At 70.4% G+C, this 19,301-nt stretch carries 15 protein-coding genes and 2 tRNA genes; 10 read left to right on the top strand and 7 right to left on the bottom strand.

What is annotated here, in order from left to right; all coding sequences use genetic code 11:
- Positions 1 to 238: 238 nt before the first annotated feature.
- The gene (locus QQY66_RS23615) at positions 239 to 1,879 is read left to right on the top strand and encodes a long-chain fatty acid--CoA ligase (protein ID WP_301987468.1); all 1,641 of its coding nucleotides are present in this window, start codon (positions 239 to 241) and stop codon (positions 1,877 to 1,879) included.
- Positions 1,880 to 1,936: 57 nt separating this feature from the next.
- Here the strand turns inward: QQY66_RS23615 and QQY66_RS23610 are convergent, their stop codons facing one another.
- Positions 1,937 to 3,199: an MFS transporter gene (locus QQY66_RS23610; RefSeq protein WP_301982319.1), complete on the bottom strand. Its 1,263-nt coding sequence runs from the start codon at positions 3,197 to 3,199 to the stop codon at positions 1,937 to 1,939.
- Positions 3,200 to 3,325: 126 nt separating this feature from the next.
- Here QQY66_RS23610 and QQY66_RS23605 point away from each other — a divergent pair, with 126 nt between their 5' ends.
- Positions 3,326 to 3,904: a TetR family transcriptional regulator gene (locus QQY66_RS23605; protein WP_301982318.1), complete on the top strand. Its 579-nt coding sequence runs from the start codon at positions 3,326 to 3,328 to the stop codon at positions 3,902 to 3,904.
- Between the two features lie 43 nt (positions 3,905 to 3,947).
- Here the strand turns inward: QQY66_RS23605 and QQY66_RS23600 are convergent, their stop codons facing one another.
- On the bottom strand, positions 3,948 to 8,543 hold the full coding sequence (locus QQY66_RS23600) for a PAS domain-containing protein (RefSeq protein ID WP_301982317.1): 4,596 nt from the start codon (positions 8,541 to 8,543) through the stop codon (positions 3,948 to 3,950).
- 381 nt (positions 8,544 to 8,924) lie between these two features.
- A complete protein-coding gene (locus QQY66_RS23595; protein WP_301982316.1) occupies positions 8,925 to 9,398 on the bottom strand; it encodes an SSI family serine proteinase inhibitor in 474 nt (157 codons plus the stop codon).
- Positions 9,399 to 9,567: 169 nt separating this feature from the next.
- On the opposite strand from QQY66_RS23595, the gene QQY66_RS23590 reads away from it, so the two are divergent.
- Together QQY66_RS23590 and QQY66_RS23585 are read left to right on the top strand one after the other, a co-directional pair.
- Positions 9,568 to 9,658: transfer RNA gene (locus QQY66_RS23590), tRNA-Ser, on the top strand.
- A gap of 192 nt (positions 9,659 to 9,850) precedes the next feature.
- Positions 9,851 to 9,923 (top strand) — tRNA-Arg (locus QQY66_RS23585).
- Between the two features lie 306 nt (positions 9,924 to 10,229).
- Here the strand turns inward: QQY66_RS23585 and QQY66_RS23580 are convergent.
- On the bottom strand, positions 10,230 to 11,102 hold the full coding sequence (locus QQY66_RS23580) for a helix-turn-helix domain-containing protein (RefSeq protein ID WP_301987467.1): 873 nt from the start codon (positions 11,100 to 11,102) through the stop codon (positions 10,230 to 10,232).
- Positions 11,103 to 11,727: 625 nt separating this feature from the next.
- On the opposite strand from QQY66_RS23580, the gene QQY66_RS23575 reads away from it, so the two are divergent.
- Both QQY66_RS23575 and QQY66_RS23570 read left to right on the top strand, forming a co-directional pair.
- A complete protein-coding gene (locus tag QQY66_RS23575; protein ID WP_301982315.1) occupies positions 11,728 to 12,375 on the top strand; it encodes a hypothetical protein in 648 nt (215 codons plus the stop codon).
- 530 nt (positions 12,376 to 12,905) lie between these two features.
- Positions 12,906 to 13,376, top strand: a complete 471-nt coding sequence (locus tag QQY66_RS23570) for a hypothetical protein (protein WP_301982314.1) — start codon at positions 12,906 to 12,908, stop codon at positions 13,374 to 13,376.
- An 80-nt stretch (positions 13,377 to 13,456) separates the two neighbouring features.
- Here the strand turns inward: QQY66_RS23570 and QQY66_RS23565 are convergent, their stop codons facing one another.
- The 3 genes from QQY66_RS23565 to QQY66_RS23555 all read right to left on the bottom strand — a co-directional run bounded on the left by QQY66_RS23565 (position 13,457) and on the right by QQY66_RS23555 (position 15,265).
- A complete protein-coding gene (locus QQY66_RS23565) occupies positions 13,457 to 13,696 on the bottom strand; it encodes a hypothetical protein (RefSeq protein ID WP_301987775.1) in 240 nt (79 codons plus the stop codon).
- Entirely contained in the window at positions 13,617 to 14,594 is a 978-nt protein-coding gene (locus tag QQY66_RS23560; RefSeq protein ID WP_301982312.1) for a transposase family protein, read from the bottom strand. Before QQY66_RS23560 ends, QQY66_RS23565 begins: the two co-directional genes overlap by 80 nt.
- Before the next feature lie 164 nt (positions 14,595 to 14,758).
- The gene (locus tag QQY66_RS23555; RefSeq protein ID WP_301982311.1) at positions 14,759 to 15,265 is read right to left on the bottom strand and encodes a MarR family winged helix-turn-helix transcriptional regulator; all 507 of its coding nucleotides are present in this window, start codon (positions 15,263 to 15,265) and stop codon (positions 14,759 to 14,761) included.
- Positions 15,266 to 15,395: 130 nt separating this feature from the next.
- On the opposite strand from QQY66_RS23555, the gene QQY66_RS23550 reads away from it, so the two are divergent.
- From QQY66_RS23550 to QQY66_RS23535, 4 genes are all read left to right on the top strand, one after another.
- Entirely contained in the window at positions 15,396 to 15,776 is a 381-nt protein-coding gene (locus QQY66_RS23550; protein WP_301982310.1) for an HGxxPAAW family protein, read from the top strand.
- A gap of 57 nt (positions 15,777 to 15,833) precedes the next feature.
- The gene (locus QQY66_RS23545; RefSeq protein WP_301982309.1) at positions 15,834 to 16,709 is read left to right on the top strand and encodes a DUF2797 domain-containing protein; all 876 of its coding nucleotides are present in this window, start codon (positions 15,834 to 15,836) and stop codon (positions 16,707 to 16,709) included.
- Positions 16,710 to 16,911: 202 nt separating this feature from the next.
- Complete coding sequence (locus tag QQY66_RS23540) at positions 16,912 to 17,652, top strand: response regulator transcription factor (protein WP_301982308.1); 741 nt, start codon at positions 16,912 to 16,914, stop codon at positions 17,650 to 17,652.
- Complete coding sequence (locus tag QQY66_RS23535; protein WP_301982307.1) at positions 17,649 to 19,295, top strand: HAMP domain-containing sensor histidine kinase; 1,647 nt, start codon at positions 17,649 to 17,651, stop codon at positions 19,293 to 19,295. Before QQY66_RS23540 ends, QQY66_RS23535 begins: the two co-directional genes overlap by 4 nt.
- Positions 19,296 to 19,301: the final 6 nt, after the last annotated feature.

Here is a 19,301-nt window from a genome sequence, read left to right as displayed (position 1 = left end):
GGTCGGGCGCTCCGGCGGTCCGGTGGTCGGGTGGTCGGGTGCCGACGGTCCGGCACCAAGGTCACCTGGTGGGCCATACCGTCCCCTCACGGTGGACGCAACGTGACGGGATCGACGGGATCGACGTGATCGATCGCCCGCGCCTAGTGACATACCGCGCGGTATGTGAGCAGAATCAGCCCAACCCTTACTACCGCGTAGGCAATGTCGCCCCCGGGAGGACGCCGTGCTGAGCACCATGCAGGACGTACCGCTGCTGATCTCGAGGATCCTGACCCACGGGTCGACGATCCACGGCACATCACAGGTGATCACCTGGACCGGCGAGGAGCCCCAGCGGCGTTCCTTCGCCGAGGTCGGAGCCCGCGCGGCCCAGCTGGCGCACGCCCTGCGCGACGACCTCGGGGTCGCGGACGACGAGCGCGTGGCGACGCTGATGTGGAACAACGCCGAGCACGTCGAGGCGTACTTCGCGATCCCCTCCATGGGCGCGGTCCTGCACACGCTGAACCTGCGCCTCCCGGCCGAGCAACTCGCCTGGATCGTGCACCACGCCGCCGACCGGGTGGTGATCGTCAACGGATCGCTGCTGCCGCTGCTCGCCCCGCTGCTGCCTCACCTCAAGACGATCGAGCACGTGGTGGTGTCCGGCCCCGGCGACCTGTCGCTGCTCGCGGACGTCGCCCCGCGGGTGCACGCGTACGAGGAGCTGATCGCCGGGAAGCCGACGACGTACGCGTGGCCGGAGCTGGACGAGCGCCAGGCCGCGGCCATGTGCTACACGTCCGGGACGACGGGCGACCCGAAGGGCGTGGTGTACAGCCACCGTTCGATCTATCTGCACTCCCTGCAGGTCAACATGGCCCAGTCGATGGGCCTGACCGACCAGGACATCTCGCTGGTCGTGGTTCCCCAGTTCCACGTCAACGCCTGGGGCCTGCCGCACGCGACCTTCATGACCGGCGTGAACGTGCTGATGCCGGACCGCTTCCTGCAGCCCGCGCCGCTCGCCGAGATGATCGAGCGCGAGAAGCCCACGCACGCGGCCGCCGTCCCCACCATCTGGCAGGGCCTGCTCGCCGAGCTGACCGCCCACCCACGGGATGTCTCCTCCCTCACCCAGGTCACCATCGGCGGCTCGGCCTGTCCGCCCTCGCTCATGGAGGCGTTCGACAAGCTCGGCATGCGGGTCTGCCACGCCTGGGGCATGACGGAGACCTCCCCGCTCGGCACCATCGCCCGCCCGCCGGCCCACGTGGTCGGCACCGAGGAGGAGTTCGCCTACCGCCTCACCCAGGGCCGCTTCCCCGCGAGCGTCGAGGCCCGCCTCACCGGCCCCGGCGGCGAGCGTCTCCCCTGGGACGGCGAGTCCGCGGGCGAGCTGGAGGTCCGCGGCCCGTGGATCGCGGGCGCCTACTACAACGGCCCGGGGGCCGAACCCCTGCGCCCCGCCGACAAGTTCAGTGAGGACGGCTGGCTGAAGACCGGCGACGTCGGCACGATCTCCGCCGATGGCTTCCTCACCCTCACCGACCGCGCCAAGGACGTCATCAAGTCCGGCGGCGAGTGGATCTCCTCGGTCGAGCTGGAGAACGCGCTGATGTCCCACCCGGACGTCGCCGAGGCCGCCGTCGTCGCCGTCCCCGACGACCAGTGGGGCGAACGCCCCCTCGCCACGGTCGTACTGAAGGAGGGCGCCACCGCCGACTTCGAGACCCTGCGCGCATTCCTCGCCGGCGAGGGCAAGATCGCCAAGTGGCAGCTCCCGGAGCGCTGGACCATCATCGAGGCCGTCCCCAAGACGAGCGTCGGCAAGTTCGACAAGAAGGTCCTGCGCAGGCAGTACGCCGACGGCAAGCTGGACGTCACCAAGCTCTGACGGCCAGGGGCGTTCGCCGGGCAGGCACCCGCCTTCCCTGCCCGGCGGACGCCGACCTCACCGCCGTACCGAAGTAGTCACCCACCCCAACACCAGCCACACCCCCGCCACCGCGCACACGCCGCCCCAGCCCCAGTGGCTGAAGGCGCTCCCGGCGAGCGCGGAAGCGATCGCGCCGCCCGCGAAACCGGCCACCACATAGGCGGTGTTGGCAGTGGCCGGGGTGGAGGTGGTGGTCAGGGCGAGCGTCTGGTTGGCGATGTGGGAGGCGACCAGGGCCGCGTGGATCACGATGGCGGCGACGAACAGGGCCCACATCACCTGCCCGCCGAGCCAGAAGAGCGGCACGGACACGGCGGCGAGGAGAAACGCGGACCGTACGACCTTGGCGGCGCCGTAGCGGTCCACGAGGCCGCCCGCCAGCGGCGCGACCGCGCTGGCCGCGAGACCGAAGAGGCCGAAGAGCCCGGCGGTGGCAGTGGTCAGGTCGTACGACTCCCCGGTCAGCAGCAGGGCGAGCGAGGTCCACAGGGCGCTCCAGGCGCCGTACATCCCGGCCTGCCGCAGGCATGCGCGCCACAGGTCGGGCGAGCGGCGCACGACTCCCGGCAACGAGACGAGCCCGGCGAACAGCGGTCCCGTACGCCGACGCCCCTCGTCCGGCAGGACGAGCGCGGTGGCCAGACCGAGTACGGCGGTCAGTACCGCGGCCCCGATGAACACCACCCGCCAGCCGAAGGCCTGTCCGACCAGCCCGCCGAGAACCCGCGCGGCGACGATCCCGGTGAACAGCCCCGCGATGACGGCGGCGACATGCCGGGCGCGACGTGCGGCAGGGGCGCGGGCCGCGACCAGCGGGACGAGCAGCTGCGGTACGACGGTCGCGGCGGAGGCGATGAACACCGCGGCTGCGAGGGCGTCCGTTCCGGGGGCCGCGGCACCCGCGAGCAGCGCCAGCGTGGTGGCCAGAGAGAGCACGGTGACCAGACGGCGCCGGTTCACGCTGTCGCCGAGTGGGGCGAAGAAGAGCAGGCCGGCGGCGTAGCCGAACTGCGCGACCGAGGCGATCCAGGCCACGCCCGAGGGCGTCGTGCCGAAGTCGCGTGCGATGAGGGGGAGCAGTGGGGCGGCGATGTAGATGTTGGCGGCCGTGACGGCGGTGCAGACGGCGAGGAGGACCAGGAAGAGGGTGGGGGCCTTGGATTCCCGGCCTTGCCGGCCTTGCTGGGCCTGCTGGGCCTGCTGGGCCTGCTGGCTCCCGTCTGTCCGGTGGCCCGGCGAGGCGACGGCCGTGTTCCGGCTGGGGACGGCTGACGACATGAGCGGAGGGACTCCTTCGAATGGACTAGCAACCAACTAGTTGGTTGATGGCAGGCCCAACAGCATGCTCCACTCCCGAATTCCCGTCAACCAAACAGTTGGTTACTCCCCCGCTACCATGTCCCCATGGCAGCAAGAGACCCCGAAGCCACCAGGGCCCGGATCTTCGACGCGGCGGTCGCCGAGTTCGCCCGGTACGGCATCGCGGGCGCCCGCATGGACCGCATCGCCACCGCGGCCAGGGCCAACAAGCAGCTGATCTACGCCTACTTCGGCAACAAGGCCGAGCTGTTCGCGCGCGTCCTCGAGAAGAAGATGCTGGACCTCGCCGTCTCCGTCCCGGTCGACCCGGACGACATCGAGGGCTGGATCGACCGCCTGATGGACTACCACGCCGCCCACCCCGAGCTGCTGCGCCTGCTCTTCTGGGAGGGCCTGGAGTACGGCACCGCTGAACTGCCCGACGAGTCCGAACGCCAGGACCACTACGCCCGCAAGGTCGCCGCCCTCCAGGACGGCCAGGACCGGGGCGTCGTCACCGACGCCATCCCGGCCCGCGACCTGCTGTTCCTCCTGATCGCGCTGGCCAACTGGACCATGGTCGTCCCCCAGATGAGCCGCATCCTGGTCGGCGGCGAGGACAACGACCGCGACCGCTTGCGGACGTCGATCAAGGAGGCGGCGCGGAGACTGACGGCCCGCTAGGACCTGTCCGGCGAATCAGCAGCCCCGCCCCTGCCGCACGCCCCTAGTTCGTCCCGATCCGCGCGAGCAGGTCCACGATCCGGCTCTGCACCTCCGTACTCGTGGACCGCTCGGCGAGGAACAACACGGTCTCGCCCGACGCCAGCCGCGGCAGATCCGCCTGGTCCACGGCGGCGGTGTAGACGACGAGCGGGGTGCGGTTGAGCTGCCCGTTCGCGCGCAGCCAGTCGACGATCCCGGCCTGCCGGCGATGCACCTGCATCAGATCCATCACGACGAGGTTCGGCCGGAACTGCCCCGCCAGCGTCACCGCGTCGGCATCGCTCGCCGCCCGCGCCACCTGCATCCCGCGCCGCTCCAGCGTCGCGGTCAGCGCCAGCGCGATCTCCGCATGCTCCTCGATCAGCAGCACACGCGGCGGATGCTGCTCACTGTCGCGGGGCGCGAGCGCCTTCAGGAGTACGGCGGGATCGGCGCCGTATGCCGCCTCCCGCGTCGCCTGTCCGAGCCCGGCCGTGACCATGACCGGCACCTGCGCGGCCACGGCCGCCTGCCGCAACGACTGCAGTGCCGTCCGTGTGATCGGCCCGGTCAGCGGATCGACGAACAGCGCGGCGGGGAAGGCCGCGATCTGCGCGTCGACCTCTTCGCGCGAGTTCACGGTGACCGGCCGGTACCCGCGATCGCTCAGCGCCTGCTGCGTGGTCACGTCCGGCGCGGGCCACACCAGCAGCCGGCGCGGATTGTCCAGCGGCTCCGGCGGCAACTCGTCGTCCATCGGCTGCGGACGCGGCGGTTCCTTCACCTCGACGGCCCCACCGGGACCGTCCAGCGGCTCGGGCCCCTCGGCGGCGTTCTCGTCCGGTGCGCCTATGGCGTAAGACCGTCCGGCGGCCTCGGTGGACTGCGCCAGCCGGGAACCGCGGGCCGACGTCTGCTCGCCCGAGGGATGCGGCCGGGCCGCCTGGTCGGGCCGGTCGGGCGGTGTTCCCAGCTTCCGTCGCCGGCCGCCGCTCGTCTGCGGCGAGGCCGGTGGGGCCGCCGGCGCGGCCGCCGCCTGCTGCACCTGCGCCGCCTGCCTGCTGAACGGCACCCCCTGCCCCAACGTCCGCACACTGATCGCCCGACCCTGCGTGGAGTTGGGGTCCACGGGGGCGGCGGCGGTCGCCTCGGCGGGCAGCGGCTGAGCGGCCCGCTGCGGCGCGGCGGCGTTCTCGGGCGGCAGGGGCGCGTTCGGCGGTACGGGGGTGGCGGCGCCGTTGGCAGGCGCGGCGGCGCCGGTCGGGTTCGGCGGCATCGGCGCGGGGGTGGCCGCGTTCGCCGGTACGGGGACGCCCGCGCCGGAGTTGCTGTCGGCCGTGGGCCACGGCTGGGCGGGCGTGCCCTGAGCCCCACCGGCCTGCACACCGGGCGCGGCTTCCGCGGGAAGCGGCTGACCGGGGGCGGTGTGCGGGCCAGGACCTGCCGCCTGGACGCCGGCGGCCTGCGGAGCGGGGAGGCCGGGCTGCTGTGCGGGGGAGTTCTGCGCGGGGGTGCCTGGGGCGACTTGGGCCGCCGAGGCAGCAGCCTGGGCCGCGGGCGCGGGACCTGCCTGCGCGGGGACCGGCTGCTGCGTCGCCGGGCCCGTCTGCACCGGCTGACCGGGGAGCGTCGGTACGGCCTGAGGCTGAGCCGCGGCACCCTGCGGAGCCACGGTCACGGCGGGCTGACCGGGGACGGCTGCCTGTCCTGGCTGGGGTGCGCCGGGAACGCCGGCTTGCGTCGACGGGGGCAACGGAGTCACGTCGGGCTGACCGGGGACTGGCTGCCCTGCGGAGGCTGCGCCTTTGATCGCCTGTTGTGCCGGAACCGGTTGCCCTTGGGGCACATGCCCGGAAACCGGTTGCCCTTGGGGCGCGTGTGGCGGAACCGGTTGTCCCGGTGCCGCCTGCGTCGCCGGGACCGGCTGCCCGGGTGGCACCTGCACGGCCTGCCCCGGCCCCTGTCCGTGAAGCCCCTGCCCAAGGGCCGGAACCCCGGCGCCCTGGGGCGGCATGCTCGCACCGGCCTGCCCCGCCTGCCCGGGCACACCCTGCCCGGCACCCTGCTGCACCGGAGCCCCCGTCGGCTCCGCCGCCGCTGCATCCGCTGCAGCCGCCGGCTGGGCGACCGCCCTCCGCCGACGCCCCGTCGGCGCGTTCGCGGGGTGCGGCTGTGGCGGGGTGTGGTCGTCGGACTGGTCGTGCGGTACGGCGTCGTGCCGGCCGTCGTCGACCAGGGCGTCCCCGGACGCACCGGGAGCGGGAATCTGTACGGGCGTCTGCCCCTCGGCGCTCACGGGCGCCCGGTCGGCGTCGGCGGGCGGCAGGGCGAACACCGCGCGCGGGGCCGCTTCCTGAGCGGCGGCACGTTCGTTGGCGGCGGCCAGGGCACGCCGGCGCCGCCCGGTCGGCTGCGCGTTCTCCGCGGCGGTCCCGTTGGGAACGGCGGGCAGCGCGGCCGGCAACGCCTGCTGGGCCCGGTGCCCCGCGGGCACGGCACCACCGTCGGACGTGGGCACGCCCTGCGGCGGAACCGTACCGCCCAGGCCGGACCCGGAGGCCGCGGCCCCGGCGGCATGCTCGGCGGCCGTGACGACGGCACCCTCGGACACCCCGGCAGTGAGCTCAAGTCCCGCACCGGGCGCCGTACCCGCATTCGCACCCTCGGCAGGCCGCCCCCGACGCCGCCCGGTACCGCCGGACCCGTCGCCCGAAGCCTGAGCCGGAACAACGGCCGTGCCCGCAGCCGTACCCGCCCCCTCGGCCTCGGCCGCACGCCTCCGGCGCCGCCCGGTGGGCGCCGAACCCTCGGAGCCACCGGACTCACCGGCGCCCGGCGCCTCGCTCTCCAGGAAGGCGTCCACGGAGGACCGCCGCGCCCGCCGCCGCCCACCGACGGAGGTCTGCTCAGCCTCCTGAACCTCGGCGGACCCGGCGGCCGGGGCCGACACAGCCCCCGCCCCGCCGCCGATCGGCACCTCGAGGACGAACGCGCTCCCGCTCATCCCCGGCACCTCATGCGTCTGCAGCACACCGCCGTGCGCCCGCACGATCCCGCGGACGATCGGCTCGTGCACCGGGTCTCCCCCGGCGTACGGCCCCCGCACCTCGATCCGTACGACCTCACCGCGCTGAGCCGCCGCCACCACAACGGTGTTGTCCATATAACCGCCCGCGGACACGGGCGAGTTGCCGGTCGCGTCGACCCCGGCGACATCCGCGACGAGATGCGCGAGCGCGGTGGCCAGGCGGGCCGGATCGACCTCGGCCTCGATGGGCGGCGCGTGGACGGCGAACTGCACGCGCCCCGGCCCGATCAGCTCGACGGCCCCGTCGACACCCGCGGCGACGACGGCGTCGAGCATCACCTTCGTACGGACGATCTGCTCGCTGCCCGCGTCGATCAGCTGATACGCGAGGACGTTGTCGATGAGCTGGGTGATCCGCGAGTACCCGGCGGACAGATGATGGAGCACTTGGTTGGCCTCGGGCCAAAGCTGCCCGGCGTCATCGGCGGCAAGAGCCGACAGCTCCCGCCGCAACTCGTCGAGCGGCCCGCGCAGGGACCGCCCGAGCAGCGTCAGCAGCTGCTCATGCCGCCCGGCGAGCGCCTCGAACCGGTCCTTCTCGCGCTCGGCGAGCGCGGCGTACCGGTCCTCGCCGGCGGCGAGCTCCTCCTCGTGCTGCTCGCGCAGCTCCTCGAGCTCGGTGACGTGCTGCTGGCGCAGCGCGGTGAGATCGGAGGCGTGCTCTTCGCCGAGCCGCTCCAGTTCCTGAGAGTGGCTCCTGTCGGCGGCGGCCTTCTCCTCGGCGAGGCTGTCGTACGGCCGCCGGTCGGCGAAGGTCAGCACGGCACCGACGAGCTGATCACCGTCGCGCACCGGCGCGGTCGTCAGGTCGACCGGGACCTTCTCGCCCTTCTTCGACCACAACACCTGCCCGCGCACCCGATGCTTGCGCCCGGAGCGCAGGGTGTCGGCGAGCGGGGACTCCGCGTACGGGAACGGCGTGCCGTCGGCGCGCGAGTGCAGCATGAGGTCGTGCAGCTCGCGTCCGCCGAGATCACTGGCCCGATAACCCAGTATCTGAGCGGCAGCCGGATTGACGAGCACGATCCGCCCATCGGTGTCCGTCCCCACCACACCCTCGGACGCGGCCCGCAGAATCATCTCGGTCTGCCGCTGGGAACGTGCCAGCTCGGCCTCGGTGTCGACCGTGCCCGACAGGTCCCGTACGACGAGCATCAACAGCTCGTCGGAGGTGTAGCCGTAGCCGTCGTAGGCCTGCTGCCCGTTCTCCAGGTTCGCGCTGGTGACCTCGACGGGGAACTCGGTGCCGTCCGTCCGGCGGGCGATCATCCGCGTCGGCTTGGTCCGCCCGCGCGGATCCATGTGATCGGGGCGCCGCATGGACCCCGGAATGAGCTTGGAGTCGAACTCCGGCAGCAGGTCGAGCAGCCCTCGCCCGACGAGCGCGGTCCCCGGCGTTTCAAACGCCTCGAGCGCGATGGTGTTGGCATTCACGACGGTCCCATTGGCGTTGACCAGCACCAACGCGTCGGGAAGCGCGTCCAGTATGGCTGCGAGGCGAGCAGCGCCTCGGGATGGCCTGCTGCTCACGAGACGCTTCCTCCCTGTTACCGCACCTTGCCCACCGCTCCGGTCATCTTGCCAACCCGCCCGCGGTGTGTCACGCGAGGGAGTCTAAGGGCTGCGGTTGCGCTCGCGACGCCGGATGAGAGGGAGGTCGCACGACGAAGTGACGACGACGTGACGCGGAAGACGACCCAGAACGCGTGGCCCTGCGCTTTCGCCCCACCGTCACGTCGCGAGACCTTTGCGGGACCTTTACGGCACCTCTGATTCCGTAATGAAGCGCCGATGAGGCAGGCCTTGAGGTGCCCACGAGGTTGACGTCGCGCCGATATCTACGGGCGGCAGGCGCCGCTGACTCAACACGACCTCAAGAGGCTGACTCAAGACGGCTGACTCAAGACGACCTCAAGACGACCGAGCGAGATCGGGCAAGAGCGGCACGAGCCGGTCCCACCGGGCCATCTGGCACCCGTCACTGCGGCTGTACGTCGCGTCGACGGGCCGCCCGCCCCACGTTCCGGTGACATGGGCGGTCGCGTCGCCGCCGTACTGCATCGTGCAGATGGTGCCGTCGGGCACGGGAGCGAAGGTTTCCTTCCCCCACCGCGTGCTCCGATCCACGGACGCACACGCGCCGCTCGCCTCGGGGTGGCTGCCACCGACGGGATGGCAGTACAGCTCATACGTCCCGTCCGCATCACCGCCCGCGTGCCGGACGGTGACGGTCAGGTGATCGCCGCTCCGGTCCTCGTCGCGGACGGGCGGAGGAGCGGCCTCGACATGACCGGCGGCGGCCGACGGCGCCGCCGGCAAACCGGCCGCGGCGACGGAAGCGACGGCGGTGAGGAGAATCCGGGTGACCCGGGTGACCTGCAACATGACCTGACTAACGCCGTACGGCCCCCACGGTTGCGCCCCGCCCCGCCGCACCTCAAGCCCTTTGCTCTGCGGCCTGCCTGCCTAGTACCGTGGGGGGCGATTGGTGACACCACGCTCGACTGTGTCATCATCTGCACGCACCACTCGCGCTCGCGCGAGCGGCTGTGCGGGAGGCGTCGCCTAGTCCGGTCTATGGCGCCGCACTGCTAATGCGGTTTGGGCCTTAAAGCCCATCGAGGGTTCAAATCCCTCCGCCTCCGCGCAAGATCACCGAAGCCCCGGTCCACCCGACCGGGGCTTCGCCCGTCCCGGCCCCCTGAACCCCGTTTCCGCAGGTCACAAGGGCTACAGCTAACGGATTTCACATGGCGGCGGCAGTCATGTAATGTTCTTCCTGTCGCCGCGAGCAGCCCAGAAGGACCCAGAACGGCGACAAAAACAAAAGAACACAAGCACTCGTAGCTTAACGGATAGAGCATCTGACTACGGATCAGAAGGTTGCAGGTTCGAATCCTGCCGAGTGCACAACAGTTCAGAGGCCTTGTGGAGTGATCCACAAGGCCTCTGTTTTATGCCTTGACGGCAGTGTTTGACGGCAACCGCCTCGGTCCGCGTCCCGGAGGTGCGCTCCGTCCTCGATGGTCGCGGGCAATTCTTCTCGCGAATCTCCCTGTGGCTGCTCGGCTCTGGTAAGCGGGGGCCGTGATGTGTCGTGTGTCGTGCTACCTGCCGGTGATGCAGGTCGGGGTCCGTGTACAGCGCACAGCGTGCGTTTGTGGCTCATCACAATCGAAGGTGTAGTGGGTTGACCTGGCCGAGGGCGTAGGAGGGTCAGGTCGGGTCGGGCTCGATGGGTAGCCACAGCTCGGCGTCGGCGGTGTCGTCGTCGTGCCACTGGGCACGCAACAAGTCCGGTCCTGGGCGGGTGCGCCACGGGTTGGCTGGGAACCATTCGGCGTAGGCGTCGGGCCACATCTGCTGCAGCCCTTCGGGGTAGGGGCTGTGGCTGGTGGTCAGGACCAGCCAGGTGCCTGCGGGCACGTGCATCTCCTCGAGCCCGACGGGTGCCGGTCCCGTCGTGATGGCCGCGTGCCAGTAGTCGAGTTCGCTGCCCTCCTCGCGGGAGTCGTCCAGTGCGTCGGTCACGGACACGACGCCGTCGGGTTCCTGGTCGGACAAGGCGCCGATCTGCTCGGTGAGCGCGGGGTCGATGCCCTCGACGAAGTCTTCCATCGCGCTGTTGCGGCCACGGTGGATCAGCGGGACGCGGGCCTTGAGACCGACGACCCGGAATTCCTGCTTGCCGACGATGCGGTATTGCATGCTGCTGCTCCCTTCGACGGTGAGGTGGAAGGAGACCCGCGGCTGGGAGACCAGGCGCGGCCGGGTCCGTCGGTCCTGACCGGCGCCTACGCCGTGGACGGCGCGGAACGCGCGGCTGAAGGCCTCGGTGGAGCCGTACCCGTGCTTCACGGCGACGTCGAGCAGGGTCAGCTCCCCGGTGAGGACGTCCGCGGCCGCCAGGGTCATGCGCCTGCGGCGGACATACTCCCCGATCGGGATGCCGGCCAACGACGAGAACGTGCGCCGGAAGTGGTGCTCGCTGGTCCCCGCGCACCTGCTCAGCACGACGACGTCCAGCGCCTCACCAGCCCTGATGGCGTCCTCGACGAGGTCCAGTGCCGCGTTGAACCTCTCCAGCACCATCGATCTCCTTCCCGTGACACGACCATCGTCGAGCAGGGCGGTGCACCGGAACTCGACCGCGACGGTGCCGGATCGATCAGCGTGTCCGCGTCACTCCACGATGCTGAAGGTCGACACCCCCGCGGGAACGGCCAGCACCGGGATGGACGGACAAGCCGGCGTCGATCCGCATTCATCCCCGTCAACGAGGTCAACCGGCGGCGCGTCGAGGGCGAAGCAGGGTCAAGGCGGCCCGCCTACGGCGGGCCTCGCGCGCTGGCGGCCAAGGGCCGCCGCCGCTCCACGTCTCCGCCACCGCTCCGGCGGCCCCCACTCGCTCAGCGCACAGCAACGCCAAGGCGGACGACCAGACCAGGAAGCAACCCGACCACTCCGAGCACCAGAACCAGGCTGACACCCACCAAGCGCGATCCCACCAAGCGCGATCCCACCACCCAACCGCCCACCGTTACAGGCCGCATGGCCGTCCGAGCCGCAGTCCGAGTCGAGTTGACATGCCACGTCGACGACGCCCAGGCCGGATTGGTGAGTGAGCGCGATCTGCCGGCCGGGACCGGTCCCGGGTTCAGGCGGATACCGTGCGGCCAGCCGTATCACCGTATGGCGTGGGAGGGAACCTGCGATGGCTGTAGTGGTGAGCCGGTGGGCGGCAGGGCGCCATCAGGAGAACGGGGCAGGAATGCCGGAGCGCAGTGAATTTCGGATGCCCGGACAGCACCGCATCTCAGGTGTGGTTGCGACAGCCGTTGCGCTGGTTGCGGCCGGTGGGTGTTCGTCGTCGCCGTCAACGCCACCGGGCGAAGCGAAGCCCGAGGCATCACCGAAGGCCAGGACCACTTCTTCGTCCCCTGCACCAGCCACCACCACAACCGGTGCGACGCCGAGCAAGGCCCCCCAGAACAGCACCTGGTACACCATCGACTACGCGTCGGCGAGTTCCTACACGCTGGTGCTGTCGAAGGACGGCACACTGTTCTCCCTTCAGCGCCCCAGGACGGCGGTCGGGGACGATGCCCCCAGCGGGTGCACAGGGGCCTTCACCCTCAAGGGCGGCGGCGGCGCCACGACCGCTGACGTGGAAGCGGGCAAACCACTCACCCTGCGTCTCGACTGCATTGATCAGGTCGTGGTCAACGACCGTTATCCAGAGCACAAGTTCACTGGCACGATGACCGCTACGGTCTCCGACGGCACCGTCGGACCGACCGGCACACCCCTCCGCAAAATCGTCTGGAACCACGGTCGGACCGACTACCTCAACCAAAGCTGACGCTGCCGTCTCAGGAACCCGGACGCCACAGCTGAGGCTGATGAGTCCTCCCAGGAACTCTGGCCCATCCTTCCCGTGCCCAGGCGCGCGAGCAAACGGTACGGCCCGACCTTGTCACACACCCGAGTGACATCGAAACTCAGGCTCTGGTCCACTTCTTGTGGTGCGGTCACTCGCTGTCGGATCCGAAGCCGAGTTCCTGCGGCAGGTATTCCCAGGCGATCCCGGTGTGCAGCACGAACAGACGAGAAATACGCGGGTATCGGGATCAGCGACCGAGGAATGACCAGCGCCGTTTCCTACGCGGCGTAGGTTCCGGCTCGATCTCTCGCGGCGCGGGGGCGTTCCGGTCCGGCTCCAGCCCCACCTTGTCGGGGTGCACAGAAGCGGCCGGCGTGTTACCGCTCGTCGCCGCTAGCCTGCTCGGTCTCGGCCTGGGCGGTGCCACCGTGGTCGAAGACGTCCAGGACCAGACCGTGACTGTGCCGGATACCGGGTTGGGCGGCTGAACGAGCGGATACGGTTCCCCCATGACGAAAACTGCCCGGACCGTGAAACGTACGGGAGCCCTCGCCGCGGCAGCCGCCGCGGCCGCGCTCGCCTTCCCCGCCCAGGCCCACGCCGCTGCCGTCGCCTGCGGCGGCGGGGTCTCGACGCAGAACATCGGCGCCCGGGGCTGTATTTCCGCCGAACGCTGGAAGGACGGGCAGATCTTCTGGCGCGACATCACCGCCCACGCCCTCATCACCAACTCCCGCTCCCACGCCTCATGGGTCGAGTACGAGGCGTACCTCCACGTGCAGGGGGACGGCGACGACTGGATGAAAATGGGCAGCGGCCGGACCATCGTGGAGCGGCGTTCCACGGTCGGCCCGATCGCCATCGCTACCTCCACCCGCATCTGTGGCCCGGTCAAAATCACGATCCGCGTCCACGTGAGGCCGGCGGGGGGCGCCTGGTCGAACTGGTCCAGCGCGGCGACCTCGCAGTGCCAGACCTGACGCTGCCAGACCTCGCACACCGCAGCGCCCCCGCCTCCGCGACCAGGAGGACGGGGGCTCTCGTGTTTTCTGCGGGGGAATTATGCGGCCACGGGACGCCTGTGCAGCTCCTTCGCCGCCTTCGCGGTCTCCCGCTTCAGACGCGCCTCGAACTCCTCGCGTGTCTCTACCCGCAGCCGGTCCGGGTACCGCTTCATCGGCACCTCCTCCCCCAACGCCGCGAACCGCGCAGCGATGGCGTCACGGTCCATGTCGACCTTCCCCGGCACCCGGGACAGGAACCGGTCGGCATACCAGCCGACCGGCGCCAGATGCAGCACCTCGTCCGCCCCCTTCTGATCGGTGGCAGCCGCGTTCGCCCGCGCCCGCGCATCCCTGCGTACTTACTGCGCACACCTCGGCGACCGCCTCCGCGTCCTGTCCGATCCGCTGAGGCATCTGACGGTGGCGCTCCGCAGTGATGTCCTCCAGCCGCTGCTCCAGCCGTGCCGCATCAGAGAACCTTTGCCCCGCTGTAACGTGACGCGCGGTTCGGCTTCTGGTCCGTGGGTCCGCCTCCCGGTCGGGCAGGAGGTCGATCGGGCGACGTGTTTCGACGTCGACGAGCACGGTTCCGTAGACCCGGCCCTTGCGCTGCGCGTATTCGTCCACGCCGACCACGCGGGGTGTGGTGGCGGGGTCGGGAAGCGAAGCGATCAGCCTCAGCAGGGTGTTCCGGCTGACCGGTGCCCCGAAGACGTCCGTCATGCGAGCCCCGGCCCGGCCCGCGAGCGCGAGCCCGACCGAGATGAGCCTCGATCGCAGTCGTTCCGTCCGCCGACCGAATCGGCGGGTGAACCCCGGCACCTGCTCGGCGAAAGTCTTGCGCGGACAGGAACTCTCCGCGCAGACGAACCGGCGCACCCTCAATGCCACCACGACAGACTTGCCTGCCGTCGGCAGATCATGAGGAAATCGCAGATAGGAGCCGTGCACTCGCCCCGACAGGCACCCGCGGCCCGGGCAAGTCGCCTGCCGGGCAGTGCTCAGGGCCTCGCCCCGGATGACCGTGTCGGTCGCCTCGACCGACTCCACCAACACGCTCTCCAGTGAGGAGAACAGCAACTCTTCGAGCTGCGGCCGTACTTCGTTCACGGGCCAGCACTGTCGGCCACGCAGCCCACCGGCGGGCGATTTTCGGGCTGTCTCAGCCACCTTCACGAGAAGATCGACAATCATGCTGCGTACGCGACCGCACGAAGTGGGTCAGAGCCCGTTGAGAGCTACGCAGCCACCGGACAGCCTCCCGTATCGAAGGTGTGGCCAGCCCTACCAACGGGGTCCGGTCCGCCGTACAACACCCTCGTCAGGTAGGGGCACGCGGTCTTCGTGCGTGCCGTCGGTTATGACCGCGGGCGTTGGGGCGGTTGTGAGCCGTGGAGTTCGCGCAGCTCATCGATGTACTCCAGCGCCAGACCGGTCGTGCGGGTGAACCAGTCGTGCAGTACGGCGATTTCGGTGGCGGAGTAGTCGGCGAAGAGGGTGTGGAGGCGGGCGTAGTACGGGCCGTAGAGGGACTCGACGCGGGTGACGGCGGAGGGGACTGCGGCCAGGCGTACGCGGCGGCGGTCGGTGGGGTCGGGGCGGCGGGTGATGAAGCCGGCGCGTTCCAGGCGGTTGATGATGCCGGTGGCGGCGCCGGTGGTGACGTGGGCGTGTTCTGCGAGGTCGCCCGCGGTGAGGAGGTTGTCGCCGGCCTTGAGGACGCAGGCGAAGCAGAGGAGATCGGTGACGTTCAGGCCCAGCCGCTGGGCCATTTCCTGCTGGCCCAGCAGGTGGGTCGCGATCAGGGAGTCCATCGCTGACAGTGCCTGGGCCGGGGTGGCGGTCGGGCGCGGCTTGGCTGACATTGAGGTTTCTCTGTTTCCTTAGTGCGTGAGATGTTTAGGTACTAAATTTCTTACTGGGTGAGGGGTATTTCATGGGGATCCATCCTCGCCCACACAGCGGACGTCCGCTGCCCAAGAAGGAGGCAGGTACGTGAGCGCACAGTATGACGAGGGCCATACGGTCGCGGGGTGGACCGGATTCGGCGTCGCGTCCGTCGGGGCGGTTGTGGTGGGGGTGGGGGTGTGTATGGTCTCGGCCGCGTTGTTGGTGGTCGGGCTGGGGGTTGGGGTCGTGAGTGTCCTCGTCACCTGGGTGCTGCATCTCGCCGGGTGGGGCAAGCCGCCCGGGCGGAGGCCCCGGGAGCAGTGGGGGATGCGGGTTCGGGATCCGGCAGCGCGTGAGGGGCATGCCGGGTGCCTGGGGTGCCGGCTGGCGGGGCGGGGGCGGCGTACGGCCGAGGTCGCCACGTCTGTTGCCGTGGTGGGGCAGCGGGAGCCCGAGGCTGCCGCCGCTGCCGAGTCCTTGGGCTGAGCTCGGGCGATCTTGGCGGACCGGCATTGTCAGTGGCTGCCTCTACAGTCGAAGGCGATGGCACAGGCATGGAAGTGCTCGGGGCTGCGATGGGCGGCGGGTGGTCCCGTGCTCGTATGGGACGGTGGGCGGCGCAGTGCGCTGACCAGGGGGAAACGGGTGGCCTTCGGGGTCGCGGACGGGGGTGTTCGGGAATGTGTGGGAGCACGGGGGAACGCGTGTCCGGTACGGGCGGGCGTGCCGGGGCGGAGTACGGGGGCGCGGTGCGAGGAGTGTGCGCGGCTGGACCGGGCGCACTCCGTGGCCGCCGACACGATGGCCGACGATCCGCGGCCGTATCACGTATATCTGGCGTGGTTCGGGCCAGGGATGGTGAAGGTCGGGATCACCGCCGAAGAGCGCGGGTCCGCGCGGCTGCTGGAGCAGGGGGCCGTGTGCTTCAGCTGGCTGGGGCTCGGGCCGCTGATGGCCGCACGGCGCACCGAGGAACTGCTGCGCGCCGCACTCCGGGTGCCGGATCGGATTCCGTACGGCGACAAGCGGGCCGCGCGGTCCGGCCTGCCGGGGGCGGCTGAGGAACGGGCGGCCGAGCTTGGCGAGTTGCATGCGCGGGCCGTGGCGCTGGGCGGGTGGCCGGAGTCGCTGGTCCGTGAGCCGTATCGGCCCGTCGACCACACCGAGGTGTTCGGGCTCGCCGACCTTCCGCATCCTCTCGGCGAGGTGCGTGAGCTCGTCCCGGGCGGGGTCGTCAGCGGGCGGCTCGTGGCAGCCGCGGGGCCAGATCTGCATCTGGAGAACGGGGGCAGGGTCGTCGTGCTGGATACGCGGGTCATGACCGGGTGGCAGCTGGTGCCGGTGGCGAGTGATGAACTCACCGTGCCGGTCAGGGAGTTCAAGACGGTGGAGGTGACTGTCCAGGACGGATTGTTCTGAGAGGCGGTGGCGGTGTCGGTGTGTGTCCCGGCCGGGTGTGCGGCTCAGTGGCTGCCCGTGGCGATGCTCAGTCGTTGCTGGGGTCTCGTAGGTCACGTGAGTGAGATTCCCAGGCGCTCCCTGAGAGGTACCTGTGCGTTTCTCAGAAAAATCACAGGTTCCAGAAAGGGAGCTCTCAGAGGGCCCCGACAAGGTGTCTGCTATGACCACGACCTCGCCCCAGGGGCGCACCGAACTGCTGAGGTCGGACGGGAGCCCCGTCCGAGTGCTTGTGGTGGACGACGAGTTGTCGATCACCGAGCTGCTGTCCATGGCTCTTCGCTATGAGGGCTGGCAGATCCGCAGCGCGGGGGACGGCCAGGGTGCCGTGCAGACCGCGCGGGAGTTCCGGCCGGACGCCGTCGTTCTCGACATGATGCTGCCCGACATGGACGGGCTCTCTGTGCTCGGGCGGCTGCGTCGGGAGCTGCCGGACGTTCCCGTTCTGTTCCTCACCGCGAAGGACGCGGTCGAGGACCGGATCGCCGGGCTCACCGCGGGCGGTGACGACTACGTCACCAAGCCGTTCAGCCTGGAGGAGGTCGTCGCACGGCTGCGCGGTCTGATTCGTCGCTCCGGTGCCGCCGACCGCCGTTCCGACTCCGTGCTCGTCGTCGGTGACCTCACCCTCGACGAGGACAGCCACGAGGTGAGCCGGGCCGGCGAGAACATACATCTCACGGCCACCGAGTTCGAGCTGCTCCGGTTCCTCATGCGGAATCCTCGGCGGGTGCTCAGCAAGGCGCAGATCCTTGACCGGGTCTGGTCGTACGACTTCGGCGGGCAGGCGAACGTCGTCGAGCTGTACATCTCGTATCTGCGGCGGAAGATCGACGCCGGGCGGGAGCCGATGATCCACACTCGGCGCGGCGCCGGTTATCTGATCAAGCCCGCGGCTTCATGAGCGGGCGACGACGGACGCGTTCGCAGAGGCGGCAGCGGCGGGGGCAGCCGCGCACCCTGCGGACGCGGCTCGTCGTCGCGTCCGTGGTGCTGATCGCCGTGGTGTGTGCGGTGATCGGGACCGTGACGACGCTGGCTCTGCGTTCGCATCTGTACGAGCAACTGGACGACCAGGTCTTCGACGCCGGGAAGCGTCTGTTGGGACCCCCGTTCGGAAAGCCGGACGACGACAAGACGGACGACGACAAGACGGACGACGCGAGGACGGTCGACCAGAGCTACTTGACCCAGGACCGCCTCGAGAGCTTCGTCACCAACGGGCCGACACAGTTGGGAACCGTGGCCGCCCAGGCCGGTACCAACGGCGCGATCACCAAGGCGGTCGTCGCCAAGCAGGAGTCCGACGACACCAGCCAGCGGATGAAGGCCACGGAGCTGACCGCGGCCCAGCGGGCCGTGTTCGCCGAGGTGTCCACGGCAGGCAAGCACACCGTGACGATTCCCGGCCTCGGTGAGTACCGCGTGACGTACGTCCTGGGATCCGACGGCACGGGCTATTACGTCGCCCTGCCCACCGAGTCCGTCAACAACACCATCAACACCCTGATCCTCGTAGAGGTCAGCGTCACCGCGGCCGGCCTCGGCGCCGCCGTCATCGCCGGTTATGTGCTGGTCGGCCTCGCCACCCGCCCCCTCCGCAAGGTCGCCGCCACGGCCACTCGGGTCTCCGAACTGCCGCTGCACACCGGGGAGGTCAACCTCAGCGAGCGTGTTCCGGAGTCGGAGACCGATCCGCATACCGAGGTCGGGCAGGTCGGGGCGGCGCTCAACAGGATGCTGGACCATGTGCACGGGGCGCTGCACTCACGGCAGCAGAGTGAGATGCGGGTACGGCAGTTCGTCGCGGACGCCAGCCATGAGCTCAGAACACCGCTCGCCTCCATCCGGGGGTACGCCGAGCTGACCAGACGCGGCAGGGAAGAGGTCGGGCCGGACACCCGGCATGCTCTCGGCCGCATCGAGTCCGAGGCGGGACGTATGACCCTGCTCGTCGAGGACCTGCTGCTCCTCGCGCGCCTGGATGCCGGACGGCCGCTGCAGTTCGAGCAGACCGACCTCGTCCCGCTGGTCGTCGACACCATCAGCGACGCCCGCGCGGCCGGCATGGACCACAACTGGCGGCTCGACCTGCCCGACGAGCCTGCCCTGGTCTCCGGGGACGCGGCGCGGCTCCAGCAGGTGCTCATCAACCTGCTCGGCAACGCGCGCAAGCACACCCCACCGGGTACGACGGTCACCGCGCGGATTCAGCGCCGCGGGCCCTGGATGTGTGTGGACGTCGAGGACAACGGCCAGGGCATCCCGCCCGATCTGCTGCCGCGTGTCTTCGAACGGTTTGCGCGCGGTGACTCGTCGCGGTCCCGTGCCTCCGGCTCGACCGGCCTGGGGCTCGCCATCGTGCAGGCCGTCGCGACCGCGCACGACGGTGCGGTGACCGTGGACAGCGTCCCCGGACGGACGGTCTTCACCGTGCGTCTGCCGGCGCTCGCCCCGCAGCCGCCCCGTCCGGTGCCCGAAACGAATGGGCAACCGCACTCACAGGCACAGCACAGTCCCACCACACCGATGCAACAGCGGGCTTGAGAAGAG

The sequence above is a fragment of the Streptomyces sp. DG2A-72 genome (assembly GCF_030499575.1).
Lineage (GTDB): Bacteria > Actinomycetota > Actinomycetes > Streptomycetales > Streptomycetaceae > Streptomyces.
This window is presented reverse-complemented; position numbering and strand designations above follow the sequence as displayed.

Excerpts from the sequence above, each read along its gene's own strand:
- QQY66_RS23615 (WP_301987468.1), top strand. The coding sequence starts at position 239 with ATGCAGGACGTACCGCTGCTGATCTCGAGGATCCTGACCCACGGGTCG.
- QQY66_RS23610 (WP_301982319.1), bottom strand. The coding sequence starts at position 3,199 with ATGTCGTCAGCCGTCCCCAGCCGGAACACGGCCGTCGCCTCGCCGGGC.
- QQY66_RS23605 (WP_301982318.1), top strand. The coding sequence starts at position 3,326 with ATGGCAGCAAGAGACCCCGAAGCCACCAGGGCCCGGATCTTCGACGCG.
- QQY66_RS23595 (WP_301982316.1), bottom strand. The coding sequence starts at position 9,398 with ATGTTGCAGGTCACCCGGGTCACCCGGATTCTCCTCACCGCCGTCGCT.
- QQY66_RS23575 (WP_301982315.1), top strand. The coding sequence starts at position 11,728 with ATGGCTGTAGTGGTGAGCCGGTGGGCGGCAGGGCGCCATCAGGAGAAC.
- QQY66_RS23570 (WP_301982314.1), top strand. The coding sequence starts at position 12,906 with ATGACGAAAACTGCCCGGACCGTGAAACGTACGGGAGCCCTCGCCGCG.
- QQY66_RS23560 (WP_301982312.1), bottom strand. The coding sequence starts at position 14,594 with ATGATTGTCGATCTTCTCGTGAAGGTGGCTGAGACAGCCCGAAAATCG.
- QQY66_RS23555 (WP_301982311.1), bottom strand. The coding sequence starts at position 15,265 with ATGTCAGCCAAGCCGCGCCCGACCGCCACCCCGGCCCAGGCACTGTCA.
- QQY66_RS23545 (WP_301982309.1), top strand. The coding sequence starts at position 15,834 with ATGGCACAGGCATGGAAGTGCTCGGGGCTGCGATGGGCGGCGGGTGGT.
- QQY66_RS23540 (WP_301982308.1), top strand. The coding sequence starts at position 16,912 with ATGACCACGACCTCGCCCCAGGGGCGCACCGAACTGCTGAGGTCGGAC.
- QQY66_RS23535 (WP_301982307.1), top strand. The coding sequence starts at position 17,649 with ATGAGCGGGCGACGACGGACGCGTTCGCAGAGGCGGCAGCGGCGGGGG.